At 71.3% G+C, this 13,935-nt stretch carries 15 protein-coding genes; 7 read left to right on the plus strand and 8 right to left on the minus strand.

Features of this window, described 5'->3' with window-relative positions:
- Positions 1-119 precede the first annotated feature (119 nt).
- The 5 genes from ABZY12_RS11910 to ABZY12_RS11930 all read left to right on the plus strand — a co-directional run bounded on the left by ABZY12_RS11910 (position 120) and on the right by ABZY12_RS11930 (position 4,393).
- Entirely contained in the window at positions 120-845 is a 726-nt protein-coding gene (locus tag ABZY12_RS11910) for an amino acid racemase (protein ID WP_356889161.1), read from the plus strand.
- A complete protein-coding gene (locus ABZY12_RS11915) occupies positions 842-1,855 on the plus strand; it encodes a DMT family transporter (RefSeq protein ID WP_356889162.1) in 1,014 nt (337 codons plus the stop codon). Before ABZY12_RS11910 ends, ABZY12_RS11915 begins: the two co-directional genes overlap by 4 nt.
- 114 nt (positions 1,856-1,969) lie before the next feature.
- On the plus strand, positions 1,970-2,926 hold the full coding sequence (locus ABZY12_RS11920; RefSeq protein WP_356889163.1) for an iron-containing redox enzyme family protein: 957 nt from the start codon (positions 1,970-1,972) through the stop codon (positions 2,924-2,926).
- A 31-nt stretch (positions 2,927-2,957) separates the two neighbouring features.
- Positions 2,958-4,013, plus strand: coding sequence for a fatty acid desaturase (locus ABZY12_RS11925; RefSeq protein WP_356889164.1), 1,056 nt, complete (start codon positions 2,958-2,960; stop codon positions 4,011-4,013).
- Complete coding sequence (locus ABZY12_RS11930) at positions 4,010-4,393, plus strand: hypothetical protein (protein ID WP_356889165.1); 384 nt, start codon at positions 4,010-4,012, stop codon at positions 4,391-4,393. Before ABZY12_RS11925 ends, ABZY12_RS11930 begins: the two co-directional genes overlap by 4 nt.
- A gap of 101 nt (positions 4,394-4,494) precedes the next feature.
- Here ABZY12_RS11930 and ABZY12_RS11935 read toward each other — a convergent pair whose 3' ends face one another.
- Positions 4,495-5,274, minus strand: a complete 780-nt coding sequence (locus tag ABZY12_RS11935; RefSeq protein ID WP_356889166.1) for a LuxR C-terminal-related transcriptional regulator — start codon at positions 5,272-5,274, stop codon at positions 4,495-4,497.
- A 399-nt stretch (positions 5,275-5,673) separates the two neighbouring features.
- Between ABZY12_RS11935 and ABZY12_RS11940 the strand changes: the two genes are divergently transcribed.
- A complete protein-coding gene (locus ABZY12_RS11940) occupies positions 5,674-6,513 on the plus strand; it encodes a MurR/RpiR family transcriptional regulator (protein ID WP_356889167.1) in 840 nt (279 codons plus the stop codon).
- A 56-nt stretch (positions 6,514-6,569) separates the two neighbouring features.
- Here ABZY12_RS11940 and ABZY12_RS11945 read toward each other — a convergent pair whose 3' ends face one another.
- From ABZY12_RS11945 to ABZY12_RS11975, 7 genes are all read right to left on the minus strand, one after another.
- On the minus strand, positions 6,570-6,941 hold the full coding sequence (locus ABZY12_RS11945) for a hypothetical protein (protein WP_356889168.1): 372 nt from the start codon (positions 6,939-6,941) through the stop codon (positions 6,570-6,572).
- 46 nt (positions 6,942-6,987) lie between these two features.
- On the minus strand, positions 6,988-7,380 hold the full coding sequence (locus tag ABZY12_RS11950; RefSeq protein ID WP_356889169.1) for a roadblock/LC7 domain-containing protein: 393 nt from the start codon (positions 7,378-7,380) through the stop codon (positions 6,988-6,990).
- Positions 7,381-7,421: 41 nt separating this feature from the next.
- On the minus strand, positions 7,422-8,180 hold the full coding sequence (locus ABZY12_RS11955; protein WP_356889170.1) for a transcriptional regulator: 759 nt from the start codon (positions 8,178-8,180) through the stop codon (positions 7,422-7,424).
- On the minus strand, positions 8,177-8,611 hold the full coding sequence (locus tag ABZY12_RS11960; RefSeq protein ID WP_356889171.1) for a hypothetical protein: 435 nt from the start codon (positions 8,609-8,611) through the stop codon (positions 8,177-8,179). The genes ABZY12_RS11955 and ABZY12_RS11960 overlap by 4 nt, the downstream gene beginning before the upstream one ends.
- A 113-nt stretch (positions 8,612-8,724) precedes the next feature.
- Positions 8,725-10,083, minus strand: coding sequence for an APC family permease (locus ABZY12_RS11965; RefSeq protein ID WP_356889172.1), 1,359 nt, complete (start codon positions 10,081-10,083; stop codon positions 8,725-8,727).
- Between the two features lie 118 nt (positions 10,084-10,201).
- Positions 10,202-10,666, minus strand: a complete 465-nt coding sequence (locus tag ABZY12_RS11970; RefSeq protein WP_356889173.1) for an SRPBCC family protein — start codon at positions 10,664-10,666, stop codon at positions 10,202-10,204.
- 23 nt (positions 10,667-10,689) lie between these two features.
- Entirely contained in the window at positions 10,690-12,018 is a 1,329-nt protein-coding gene (locus tag ABZY12_RS11975; protein ID WP_356889174.1) for a diaminopimelate decarboxylase, read from the minus strand.
- 125 nt (positions 12,019-12,143) lie between these two features.
- Here ABZY12_RS11975 and hutU point away from each other — a divergent pair, with 125 nt between their 5' ends.
- A complete protein-coding gene (hutU, locus tag ABZY12_RS11980) occupies positions 12,144-13,808 on the plus strand; it encodes a urocanate hydratase (protein ID WP_356889175.1) in 1,665 nt (554 codons plus the stop codon).
- Positions 13,809-13,935 lie beyond the last annotated feature (127 nt).

Raw genomic sequence — 13,935 nt, forward strand, 5'->3', positions numbered from 1 at the left:
TTTCCGCCGGCTGTCCCGGAATGGACAGTCGGGGCAAGCATCGGTACCAAGGGGGATTTCATGAGTAACGACGTCGGCTGGGACTTCCTGCCCGCACTCGCGTCCGAGCGGGAGTCGATATGACCGATCACGGCAAGGTGTTGAAGATCGGGTTGGTCGGTGGTCTGAGTTTTCCGTCGACCATCACCTACTACGACCGCATCAACCGGCTGGTCAACCGGCGGCTCGGAAAAGCACATTCACCGCGGATCGTCCTGGAGAGCCTGGATTTCCAGCCCATGGTGGAATGGATCGCGGCGCGCGACGGTGACGCGGTGGCGGGGGAGATCGCCGCCGCTGCCCGGCGCCTGGAGGTGTCGGGCGCGGACTTCTTCGCCATCTGTTGCAACACCGTCCACGAGTTCGCGGATCTCGTCGAGGAGCGCGTCGCGCTGCCCCTCATCAACATCTGCCGCGCCACCGCGCAGGAGGCGGCCCGCCGGAAGGTCTCCACCGTGGGGCTGCTCGGCTCCGCGTTCTCCATGGAAGAGGCCTTCTACCGGGACGAGTTCGCGGCCGAGGGCATCAAGGTCGTGGTGCCCGAGCCGCCGGACCGGGCGTTCATGCAGGAGGCCATCGAGCGCGAGCTGTGTACGGGCGACATCTCGCGGGCCACCCGCGAGCGGTTCGCGCGCATCGCCCACGACGTGCTGGACGCGGGCGCCGAAGCGCTGGTCCTGGCCTGCACGGAGGTGCCTCTGGTGATCCGTCCCGAGGAGTTCGACGCCCCCGTCATCGACACCGTCGACGTGCACACCGCCGCCATCGTCGAGCGGGCGCTCGCCCCCCTCACGGAGGTCACATGATGCGTGCCGTCCACCTCAAGATGACCGTGGCGACCGTGCTGCTCGGCTCGTACCTCGTGGCGGGCAAGCTGATCCTGGAGGAAGTGCCGGTCTTCACGGCCACGTTCTTCCGCCTCGTCAGCGCCGTCGCGGTCCTCGCGGTGTACGTGGCGCTGAAGTCGCCGGGCCGGGTACGGCCGGGCCGCAGGGACAGCACGGTCATCTTCGCGCAGGCGCTCCTGGGCGTCTTCCTGTTCAGCGTCCTCGCGATGTACGGGGTGAAGTACACCGGCGCGATCGAGGCCGGTGTCATCCTCGGCATGGTCCCGATCTCCATCTGCCTGGTCGCGGTCCTGTTCCTGCGGGAGCGGCTGTCGGCACGCCGCAGGATCGGCATCGTGATCGCGGTCCTGGGCGCGGCCGGCATCAACGCGCTCAGCGCGGGCGGTTCGGGCGGAGGCGGCTCCAACGAGGTGCTCGGAGCCCTGCTCCTGGTGGGCGCCGTCCTGTGCGAGGCGGTCTTCGTCACCTTCGGCAAGCTGCTGTCGCGGCCGATCCCGCCGGCCATGCTGTCGCTGATCCTGTCGGTGGTCGGCGCGCTGATGTTCCTCGGACCCGCGGCGGTGGAGACCAGCCTGGCCGAACTGTCCCAGATCTCCTGGCAGACCTGGGCGCTGATGGTCTACACGGGTGTCGCCATCAACGGCGTGGCCGTGGTCCTCATGTACGACAGCCTGGACAGCGTCGACACGGCGGTCGTGGCCGCCTTCACGGCGCTCACGCCGGTCAGCGGGGCGATCCTCTCCGTGCTGCTGCTCGGCGAGGAACTGCACGCCTACCACCTGGCCGGAATGGTGCTCGTGGTGACCGGCGTCTATGTGGTCGCCAACGAGAAGACCGGAAAACGCGCGGATGAAACGGATGTGGAATCCGGAAGATCCGCTACCGGTTTGGTGCCCGGAGCCCCGCCGGACCTCATCGCGGGGGAAAACGCGGCGACCAGGGAAAAGTCGGCCACCGGCCCCGCCTGACCATCCCCTGATTTCCCGCACTGCGGTGATCTGAACCATCGGAGTCCTTTCTCGGCCGCCCTGCCCACGGCAGAGTCTCCGTGGAATACCGAAAGCCGAGAAAGGACCTTGGTCATGGCTACCGCATTCGCTGTCACGCAGGAAACCGGATCCGATTCCCTCGAGCGGGACATCGAGCTCGCATTCCCGGCCTCCGGGCCCCACGATCGCGAAATCCGCCTGAAACTGCTCCGCCGGCTGCACGCCCATTACGTGGCCTACATGGGCGGCCCGGAGGAGTTCTCCGCCATCCCGCGCCTCAACCACGACCCTGCCGTCACGGCCATCGAGGACGCCTGGCTGGCCTGGGAGGACCGCCAGGTCGACCGCCAGGACCTGCCCGCCACCGGCGCGGAGTTCCGCGACTGGTTCCTGACGACGGCCGACCGGCACACCCAGCCGGAGTTCTGCACCTACCTCGCCGAGGAGGCCACGCTCGACGAGATCGCCCTGTTCTTCATGGGCGAGGAGCTGGTGGACAGCAAGTTCGACGACCTGATGGCGCTGGTGCAGATCGGCACCCAGGGACACACCAAGCTCACCATCGCCGAGAACTACTGGGACGAGATGGGCGAGGGCAACATCGAGCAGGTGCACACGCGCATGTTCGAGCACTCCGCCCGCTACATGCGCGCCCATCTCGACAAGTCCGGCGTCGACTACACCAACCTGCACTTCCCCGAGGCGTACGAGAACGCCGCGCTGCTCCTGCAGTACGGCATCCACCGCCACCTCAACCCTCGTGCGCTCGGCGCCATGGGCGTCCTGGAGCAGAGCGCCTCGCCCCGCTTCCAGGCGATGGTCGACGGCTGCCTGCGGCTCGGCGTCCCCGCGGACGTCATCGACTACCAGCGCATCCACGTGCACGTGGACGCCGACCACGGCGCCGAGTGGTTCGAGGGTGTCTTCGTCCCGCTCGTGGACCACTCCCCGGAGCTGCTGCGCGAGATCTCCCTCGGTGTCCTGACCCGGGTGCGGGTGGCCAACGGCTACTACGCCCGGATCTGGGACGCGATGAGGGAACTGCGCTGACCTGGCCGGCAGTGGACACGAGGGGGAATCGATGACGACAGCAGAGAGACCACAGAATTCGACGATCGAACCGGACCGGGCGCCGTCCGCGCACAGGTCCGACGCATCCCTGAACGACCCGCCGCGGCAGAGCTCCCCGGACACCGTCGAGCCGGTGCTGCTCTTCGCCCGGGCCCGGGTGACCCGTCACGACCAGACCGTCTTCATCGGCAAGCTCCTGGTCGCCGCCGCCCTGACGGCCGCCGGCGTCTACCTCGCCCTGCGCGACGGGCTGCTGCTCTCGGCGGCCGGGATCGTGCTGCTCGCGGCCGTCTACACGCACATGGTGGAGCTCCAGCACCAGTGCCTGCACCACAGCGCGTTCACCTCGGCCCGGCCGCACCGCCTGGTCGGTGTGCCGCTCGGCCTGCCCCTGCTGGTGTCGTACACCCACTACCGCGTACGCCACCTGCAGCACCACAAGCACCTGGGCACCCCGCAGGACTCGGAGTTCTTCGGCTTCGACACCCGCGCCCCGCTCACCTGGGGCATGTTGCTGCGCGGAGCCTTCGACTACGGCCGGCTCGTCACGATCGCCCGTGAGATCGGGCGCAGCTGGCGGGGGACCTGGCAGTACGACGCCGGGGAGATCTCCGACCGGCGGCGCCGCGAGGTCGTCGCGGAGTACCGGTGGATGGTGGTGCCCATCCTGGCCGCCGTGGCGCTCTCGGTCGCCGGATACGGCGGGCCCGTTCTGGAGCTGTGGGTGCTTCCGCTGCTCGTGGCGGCTCCCATGCACTTCTTCCTGGAGCTGCCCGAGCACATCCTGTGCGACACGGAGACCACCGACGTGCTGCGCAACACCCGGTCGATCAAAGGCAGTTGGTTCAGCACCTGGTACACCAACGGCAACAACCTGCACGTCGAACACCATGCGGTGATGACGGTGGCGATCAACCGGCTGCGCGAGCGGCACGACGAGGTCAGCCGTCTGGCCGCCCACGTCGAGCGCAGCTACCCGGCGTTCTACCTCGCCGTGCTGCGCGAGGCGGCCCGCAACTCGACCCGGCGCGGAACCGGGCCGAAGTCGGCGGGAGGCACGGCGTGACCCGCGGCGCCTTCCGGGTGGAGGGGCTGGCCGCCCGGCTCGCCCCGGCGGTGTGGGACGGGCGGCTCCCCGACCTGGTCGGCTCCTCCTTCGTCCGTAACCGTGTCCAGCTGCGCCTGCCCGAGGCCGACATCAACATCCGCCTCCGCGCCGCCGTTCCCGCGGGCCTCCACCTCACCTTCGAGGCGGTCTTCCGCGAGCGCGGCCAGGACAGCGCGGCGGGCGGCACCTGGTGGGACAGCTGGCAGGTCACGGTGGAGCCGCCCGGTCCCGAGGGCGGGGACGTCACCGCCGAGGCGATGCGGGTCCTGGTCGACAACGTGCTCGCGGCCCGGCGCAGGTTCGCCGTACTCCTCGAGGAGGCCGCCCGGGCGGCGTAGATCCGCGAGGCGACGGGCCGGATCCCACCCGTCGGAGCAGGAAAGCGATTCCGGTGTGCGGCACTCCCGGGGAGGGGGTGTCGCTCGCCGGGACGCCGGGATCAGGTGGTGGCCCGGCCGAGCAGGTACCCCAACTGCAGCCGGTTCTCCGCCCCGTAATGGGCCTTGATCCGCCCCACGTGGGTCTGCAGCGAGCGTTCGCTGATCCCGAGGCGGCGGGCGATGGCCCGGTCGGAGTGGCCGGCGATCAGGAGCTGCTTGATGGACTCGTGCAGGGAGGGGATGACCTCGGGAGCGGCCTCCACCGACCGGGCGGGCACGAAGGGGTACGCCTCGGCCCGGTCCCACGACCGTTCGAAGACGTCCTTGAGGAAACGCACCATCGAGGGTTCGGTGATCCGCAGGGCCCTGGTCCGGTCACCGCGGCCGGGTATGAAGGCGACCGTGCCGTCCACGATGATGAGCCGCTCGAAGAACTCGGGCAGCGTGCGCACCTCGGCGCCGTACTCGGTGACCTGGCGTACGTACTCCTTGGTGGCCTCGTCGAAGCGGGCGCTGTGCTGGTAGAGCGTGCGGTTGGCGACCCCGGCGTCGAGCTGGGCGCGGACCGTCTCCAGGGCCGCGGTCAGTACGGACTTGGTGCGCGGGCCGTCGGGCTGGGCGGTGAGTATCTGTGTGCGGGCGCCTTCGACGGCGCCCCGGATGGCCCTGTTGATCTCGGGCAGGCCCTCCAGGTAGACGAGGGACCCGTTCTCCTCCGGCCGGACCGGCGGCGCCATCGCCACTTCGCTGACCTGGGCGTGCAGCTGGCGAGAGATCTCGACCAGGGTGGTGGTCAGTTCGGGCAGGTCACGCACGGCTGTGGGGGTGTGATCGCGCATCTGACGTTCGCTCCTGGATAGGGAGGGGGGTGCTGAACGTGGGTGGGCGGTGCTGACCGCGTGGACGCGAAAGGGCCTGGTGGGCCGGCCGCGCGGCGATGTGGGGGAGAGCCTGAGGGGGCGTGGCCCTGGTCCGCGATCAGAGCGGGACGCGCGGACAGATGGCGCCGCGCTGACGCTCGAGGTCGGAACAGCGGCGCGAAGAAAGGCTCATCCCCCTGGCCATGGGCGCCAATTTGGACCAGGGCATGGCAGCGTGTCAACGCCCCGACCGGATCCGTCACCGAGGCCTGCCCTGGGGGAAAAGAATCAGCCAGAGCGCCGGGTCACTTCGCCGTTGCCTCACTGCATATCCTCATGCAGAGTTCTTAGTGCATGAATAGGCGAAAGGGGGACGGCGTGAGCGACAGCCCGGCCGGCCGGCTGCAGGCGCTCTTCGAGGGGCACCGGCTGACACCGACACAGCGGCGGATCGCGCACTGCATGGTGCGCAGGGCCGCCGACGTGCCGTTCCTGTCCAGCGTGGAGCTCGCCGAGCTCGCCGGCGTCAGCCAGCCCTCCGTCACCCGCTTCGCCGTCGCCCTCGGCTTCGACGGCTACCCCGCCCTGCGCCGTCATCTGCGCGAGGTCGCGCCCGCCGAGAAGGCCGCGGCGGAGGGCAGCGAGCACAACGAGTACCAGCAGGCCGTTCTGGCCGAGATCGAGAACCTGCGCCATCTCGCCGAGCTGCTCGCCGACCCGGCCCCCGTCGAGCGCGCCGGGCGGATTCTCGCCGCCTCCCGGCCGCTGCCCGTGCTCGGGCTGCGCGCCGCCTCCTCGCAGGCCCGCGGCTTCGCGTACTTCGCCGCCAAGGTCCACCCGGACGTGCGCCTTCTCGACGAGGGCGGCTCGATGCTCACCGACCGCATCGACGCGGCCGTACGGGCCGGCTCCACCGCCCTGCTCTGCTTCGCGCTGCCCCGCCACCCCCGGGAGGTCGTGGAGACCCTGGAGTACGCGCGGAAGGCCGGGCTCACCGTCGTGACCGTCGCCGAGTCGGCGTTCGCGCCCGTCGCCGCCCACAGCGACCTGCTGATCCCGGCCGCCGTCGGCACCGGGCTCGCCTTCGACACGGCGTGTGCGCCGATGCTGCTCGGCCGGGTGCTCCTGGAGGCGATGGCGGACGAACTGCCCGACGCCCAGGCCCGCCTGGAGGAGTTCGACACGAAGGCGGCCGCCCGCGGCCTCTTCGTGGAGTGAGCCGGGCGAGCCCGTCGAGCCGGTCCGGCAGCGGTCCGGTCCGGCGGGCGAGCCGGTCAGATCTCCAGTTCCGACTCGATCCCCTTCAGCCGGTGGCGGGCCATCGCCAGATTCGCGCGCTCCTTGTCCAGCGCCAGGTACAGGAACAGACCGGCGGCGCCGCGCCCCTTGAGCAGCCGGATCAGGTGGTACTGGCCGCCGAGCGTGATGAGGATGTCCTCGATCTCGTCGTCGAGCCCCAGCATCTCCATCGCCCGGACCTTGGCGCGGACCACGTCGGTGTTGCCCGCGGCCGCCACATTGAGGTCGAGTCCCTTGCCGCCGCCGATCGTTCCGAGGGCCATACCGCTGGTGTAGTCGACCAGCGCGGCGCCGATGGCGCCGTCGATCGCGGCGGCTTCCTTGAGGGCCGTTTCGGTGTTCGCCATGGGTGTCGCACTTCCTTCTCGTCGGTGGTGTGCAGGGTGCGGAGGGTCAGTTCAGGTCCGTGCGGTCCAGCGCCCCGTCGACGAGCTCGCCTATCCGGGCGCTCGACCGACGGGCCTCCAGATGAAGCCGCCCCACGTTGACGCGTGGCTCGGCGAGCAGGGTGAGGACGGCCGAGCCGCCCGCCGCGTACGTGGCGACGTAGCCGAGCTCGCCCCGTACGAGCAGTTCGCGGAAGCCGCCCTGCCCGGTGGACTCGGTCAGCCGCCGGCCGACGCCCAGTGCGGCCGCGGTCAGCGCGGCCATGGCCTCCGTCTCGGCGCCGACCGCGTCCTGCGCGAGGACGAGACCGTCGGCGCTGGCCGCCAGCGCTCCGGTCAGCTGGGGCAGCCGGGCCCGCAGCCGTCTCAGCTCGCCGAGTACCTCGGCTTCTGCCGACATCAGTTGTCTCCTCTCGGCGCGCAGGCGCAGGGCGCGTCGCATCACGGACTTGCCTCCAGGGCGTCACGGAGCCGGCGCAGCAGGGCGATGTCCGGTTCCGCCGTGACCTCGCCGGCCCAGGCGGGCACGGCGGGCGGGGCGGCCGGCGGGGGGTCGAGCGGGGTCTCCACGAGGCCGGCGGCCGCGAGGCGGCGCACGTCGAGGAGGGTGTGGAAGGCCGGGCGGCCGAGCAGCCGCGCGATGTCCGCGGGGGTGCGGGCTCCGTCGGCGGCGGCCAGCAGTGACCGCTGCCGCGGGCCGGCCGTCTGGCCGGGGGCCGGGGTGCGGGGTCGTACCGGGGCGGTGTCCACGGCCTCGTACGGCCAGACGCCGTCGAGGAGTTCACGGCGGCGTACGGTCTCGCGCTCGACGGCCTCGGTGGAGACCGGCCGCACCGTGCCGAGCCAGTGGCTCACGCCGTACCGGAAGCGGGTCGGGCCGGCGGCGGGTGCGAGCGCGAAGAACGCCGCGTCGAAGAGGGCTTCGAGATGGCAGATCTCCAGCTCGCCGTCGCCCAGCCGGCCGCTCTCCACCAGGAACCGGCCCACCGCCTGCCGGGCCCCGGCCCGGTCCACCGCCTCGTCCCAGCCCTCACGGGGCAGTCTGCCGCCGGCGGTCAGGAGGACGTCGAGGCCGGGGGCGGCGGGGCTCTCGGCGTGCACCACCCGGCCTTCGGCGAGGTAGAGCGTGCCGTGGTCGCGCAGCAGGGCGCCGGTGGCGCGTTCGGCGGCGAGGCGGGTGAGCATCGGAGAGACGGTCATCCGAGGACCAGCCTCTCGGCGAGGTCGCGCAGCCGGATCCGGGCGAGGGCCAGGTTCCCGGTGTCGCGATCCAGCCACAGGTGCAGGAAGACGCTGCTGTCGAAGGCCGTCTCGACGAAGCGGAGGACGTGGTAGCCGCCGCGGGTGGTGACGATCAGGTCCTCGACGGGTGGCCCCTTCGATAAGGACTCCGCGGCCCCGGCCGCGTCGGCCCCCGCCCCGGGCCCGGCCCCCGCCCCGGCCGTGAAGGAGTCGTACTCGGCCGCCGTACGGGCCAGTTCGGCCGTCTCGGCGGCGGTCGTCTCGTGGTCGCCGACCGGCGATTCGCCCGCCGTGCCGAGAGCGAGCCCGCTGGTCCAGTCGACCAGGGAGGCTCCCCGCGCACCCGGCACGGCCATGGCCTCCCGCAGGCACTCGTCGATTCCGGGCACGCGGACTCCCCTCCCGATGCGGCGCGCGGGCGTACGGCAGTGACGGTGACGTTACTCAACGTCGCGCCCGCCGTCAGGAGTTCTGGCATTTTCCATCGGAACATGCCAGATGATCAGTCCTCCCGACGGATCCGCAGCACGGCCTTGTTGACCACCCACAGTCCGATGCCGATGGCGAGCAGCACCCCGGCCCGGATGTACACGTCCGCCGAACGGTCCGCGAGCGGGCTGGCCAGGATCACGGCGGTGATCGCGCCGAGCACCGGAAGCACCGTCGGGGTGCGGAAGTGGGCGTGCTCCACCCGGTCCTTGCGCAGGACGAGGACGGCGATGTTGACCACGGCGAAGACGCACAGCAGGAGGAACGCGGTGGTGTCGCCGAGGCCCTCGATCTCTCCCGTGGACACGAGCCCGATGGCGAGGAGGGTGACGAAGACGATCCCGGTGAGAGGCGTACGGCGGTTCTTCAGGACCTTGCCCATCGCGCGCGGCAGGACCCTCTCGTTGGCGAGGCCGTAGCAGAGCCGGGAGGCCATCATGATGTTGATGAGCGCGGAGTTGGTGACCGCGAACAGGGCGATGAGCGCGAAGAGCTTCGGCGGGAAGTCGACCCCGCCCGCCTTCACGACCTCCAGGAGCGGGCCGCTGGACCCCTCCAGGGTCCCGTGGTCCACGAGCAGCGAGGAGACCAGGGCGACCAGGACGTAGATGGTGCCGGTGACGGCGACGCCGGTGAAGATGGCCCGGGGGAAGGTGCGGACCGGGTCCTGGGTCTCCTCCGCCATGTTGACGGAGTCCTCGAAGCCGACGAAGGCGAAGAAGCCGAGCGCCGTGGCTCCGAGCACGCTGGTCATCAGGGCGTAACCGCTGCCGGACGCCTCGAACTCGCCGAGCCGGGAGGGCTCTCCGTCGCCCGTGAGCACGGCCCAGGCGCCGATCGCGAGGATGATCAGGAGGCCGGTCAGCTCGACGAGGGTGAGGACGACGTTGGTCTTCACGGACTCCGACACCCCGCGCAGCGCGAGCGAGGCGAGGGCGACGATGAAGAGGATCGCGATGAGGGTGGGCGGGATCGCGTCCGTGAACTCCTGGAAGTAGTCCCCGCTGAACGCCCGGGCCGCGGCGCTCGCTGAGGAGAGCCCCGAGCACATCACCATGAACGCCACGATGAAGGTGAGGAAGGGGACCTTGAACGCCTTCTGCGTGTAGAGCGCGGCGCCGGCCGCCTTCGGGTACTTGCCGACGAGTTCCACGTACGAGGCGGCGGTGAGCAGGGCGACGACGAAGCCGATCGCGAACGGCAGCCAGAGCGCGCCGCCGACCTTTCCGGCGACCTTGCCGGTGGTCGCGTAGATGCCGGTGCCCAGGATGTCGCCGATGACGAAGAGGATGAGGAGCTTGGGCCCGATGGCGCGCTTGAGCGGAGGCTGTGCGGGCTGTGCGGGCTCGGTGGTGGACGCGGATGTGGCCATGGAGACCCCTTTCCCGTTTGCCGATGGAAAGGTCCCTGCCCCGGCGGCACGAGCCTGATGCCCGCCGCCCTGTCACTCGTACGGACGCTCGTCCCGACGCGGGGACGGGGGCGGGGCCCTAGCCGCGGCGCTCCACCGAGGCGGCGACGTCGTCGAGGTCCTTGGCGAGCGCCCGGCTCACGGCCCTGACGCCGAGACCGCCGAGGAGCCTGGTCAGCAGGCCCGTGGAGCGGCCGTCGGCCGGGCGGGCCGAGAACGTCATCCGTACGGTCGTCGCGTCGGCCCCGTCCGGGCGCAGGGCGATCTCCGAGACGTAGTGCATGCCGTGGGAGTCGGCCACCGTCACGTACCGGTCGGGCGGCACGCTCTCGGTCACGGTCATCTCCTCCGTGGCCTCCTTGCCGAGCATCTTCCGGGTCTCGCGCCAGCGGGTGCCCACCCCGAAGGCGCCCTCGGTGAGCACCTCGACCCGGTCGACGCCACTGAGGATCCGCTCCATGCCCTTCAGGTCCGTCATCGTCTCCCAGACGGGACCGGGAGTGGCCCGGATCCGGCGTTCGACGACGACGCTCTTGGTAACCATGGCTCCACGGAACCACCGGTGCGTCAGTCCAGCAACGCGTCGGCGAGGCCGCCGCCCGACTCGGCGACGATCTCGTCGAGCGTCTGGGGCCTGCGTACGGTCGCGAAGGTGACGCCTCCTCCGTCGGTGACGGTGAAGCCGTGGATGCCGGGCCGGGGCAGGCTGTTGTACGCGTAGTGATGGGCGAAGTAGTACGCGCCGGTGTCCGGTACGGCGACGATGTCGTCCGGCCGGAGCAACGGCAGCGCGCGGGCCGTGGCGAGCATGTCGCCCGTGAAGCAGGCGGGCCCGGCCACGTCCTGGACGACGTCCTGCGGGATCTCGGGGCCGGTGCGGGGCCTGCCGTCGGCGTCGTACGCGAGGATGCGCAAGGGCCAGGACTCGGGGGCGTAGACGGTACGGGTGGCGACCTGGACCCCGGCGTGGGTGACGGCGATCGGGCGGCCGCCGGAGGTCTTGGTGTACTCGACGCGGGCCAGGATCGTGCCGTGCTTGGCCAGCAGGGACCGGCCGAACTCGGTCACCAGGGCGTAGCGCCCGTCGAACAGCCCGGGGGCGGTCGCGGCGAGCAGCCGGGCGTACTCGGCGTAGGTCGGGGTCTCCTCGTCGGAGTCGAAGTTCACCGGCAGCCCGCCGCCGATGTCGAGGGTGTCGATCTGCTGCCGTCCGGCCTTGGTGTTGATCTCCTCGGCGAGCGCGTAGGCCGCCGCGACGCCCTCGGCCATCAGGGCGAGCGGGACGCCCTGGGAGCCGGTGTGGGTGTGCAGCCGGGTCATCCACGGCCGGTCGAGGTAGGTCTGCACGACGGACTCGCGCGCGCCCTCGTCGCGCAGCGCGACCCCGAACTTGGAGGTGGCGGTCGCGGTGGACAGGGCGCCGATCGAACCGGCGCCGATCTGCGGGTTCACCCGCAGTCCGATCGGGCTGGCGGTCGGCGCGGAGGCGACGAGCGCGTCGAGCCGGGCCAGCTCCTGGGGGTTGTCGGCGTTGATCGCGATCCCCAGGGCCAGGGCCTGGCGCAGTTCGGCGGGGGTCTTGGCGGGGGAGTCGAGGACGGTACGGGACGGGGGGACGCCGGCCGCGCGGGCCAGGGCCAGCTCGCCGGGGCTCGCGACCTCGGCGCCCAGCCCCGCTTCGTACAGCAGGCGCAGCACCGGCACGAGGGGGGCGGCCTTCACGGCGAAGGCGTGCAGGACGGGGGCGTCGGTGACGGCGGCGAAGGCGGAGAGGAGGGCGGCGGCCGAGGCGCGGACGCCGGCGGTGTCGAGGAGGGCGACGACGGGTTGGTCGGGGGAGAGGAGGCCTTGTTCGACGGCGGCTCGGACGGCCTGATCGCGACGGTGGGAAGCCATGGGTCCATCCCACCACCGGGTGGGCTGCCGTCGCAGCTGTTGACTACAAGTATTCAGCGGTCCAAGATGTGAATAACCGATTCACATCACTGCACGTCGGAGTTGTGCCGGAGGAGGCATCCCCAATGTCAGGACCCCGCCCCGTACGGGCCCCGCGCGGTACCGAACTGAGCGCCCTGGGATGGCAGCAGGAGGCCGCCCTCCGCATGCTGCAGAACAACCTCGATCCCGAGGTCGCCGAGCACCCCGACAAGCTCGTCGTCTACGGCGGCACGGGGAAGGCCGCGCGTGACTGGCGCTCCTTCGACGCCATGGTGCGCACGCTGAGGACCCTCAAGCAGGACGAGACGATGCTCGTCCAGTCCGGCCGCCCCGTCGGCGTCATGCAGACCCACGAGTGGGCGCCGCGCGTGCTCATCGCCAACTCCAACCTGGTCGGCGACTGGGCGAACTGGGAGGAGTTCCGGCGCCTGGAGCAGCTGGGCCTCACCATGTACGGCCAGATGACGGCCGGTTCCTGGATCTACATCGGCACCCAGGGCATCCTGCAGGGCACCTACGAGACCTTCGCGGCCGTCGCGGCGAAGAAGTTCGGGGGCACGCTGGCCGGGACGATCACGCTGACCGCCGGACTCGGCGGCATGGGCGGCGCCCAGCCGCTCGCCGTGACGATGAACGACGGCGTCGCGATCTGTATCGACGTCGACCCGCGCGCGATCGAGCGGCGTATCGAGCACCGCTACCTCGACGTGAAGGCCGACAACCCGGCCCACGCCCTGGCGCTGGCGACCGAGGCGCGCGACGCCCGCCGGCCGCTCTCCATCGGCCTGCTCGGCAACGCGGCGGAGCTGCTGCCGCGGATGCTCGCCGAGGGCGCCCCGATCGACATCGTGACCGATCAGACCTCGGCCCACGACCCGCTCTCCTATCTGCCGGTGGGCGTCGACTTCGACGACATGGCCACGTACGCGGCGAAGGACCCGGCGGGCTTCACCACCCGGGCCCGCGAGTCGATGGCCCGGCACGTCGAGGCCATGGTCGGCTTCATGGACGCGGGCGCCGAGGTCTTCGACTACGGCAACTCGATCCGCGGCGAGGCGCAGCTGGCCGGCTACGACCGGGCCTTCGCCTTCCCCGGCTTCGTACCGGCGTACATCCGCCCGCTGTTCTGCGAGGGCAAGGGCCCCTTCCGCTGGGCCGCGCTGTCGGGAGAGGCGTCGGACATCGCCAAGACCGACAAGGCGATGCTGGAGCTCTTCCCGGAGAACGAGTCCCTGCACCGCTGGATCAAGATGGCCGGCGAGCGCGTCCACTTCCAGGGCCTGCCGGCCCGGATCTGCTGGCTCGGCTACGGCGAGCGCGACCGCGCGGGCGAGCGCTTCAACGACATGGTGGCGAGCGGCGAGCTCGCGGCGCCGCTCGCGATCGGCCGCGACCACCTCGACTGCGGCTCGGTGGCCTCCCCGTACCGCGAGACCGAGGCGATGCTCGACGGCTCCGACGCGATCGCCGACTGGCCGCTCCTCAACGCCATGGTCAACGTCGCCTCGGGCGCCTCGTGGGTGTCGCTGCACCACGGCGGCGGCGTCGGCATGGGCCGCTCCATCCACGCCGGCCAGGTCACGGTCGCCGACGGCACGCCGCTGGCCGGCGAGAAGATCCGCCGCGTCCTGACGAACGACCCGGGCATGGGCGTCATCCGTCACGTCGACGCGGGTTACGACATCGCGGAGTCGGTCGCGGACGACAAGGGCGTGCGTGTGCCCATGCGCGAGGAAGGCTCTGCGTGAGCGACACCTTTCACGCCATGTGGCGGTGGCGGGGGGGCCGGCGCCCCCGCCGCGCCGCCGGGGGGGGACCCGGCCCCCCCCGGGGCCCCGCCCCCCCCCCCCACCCGCGCAGGGGGCGGGGGGAGGC

The sequence above is a fragment of the Streptomyces sp. NPDC006551 genome (assembly GCF_040611675.1).
Classification (GTDB): domain Bacteria; phylum Actinomycetota; class Actinomycetes; order Streptomycetales; family Streptomycetaceae; genus Streptomyces.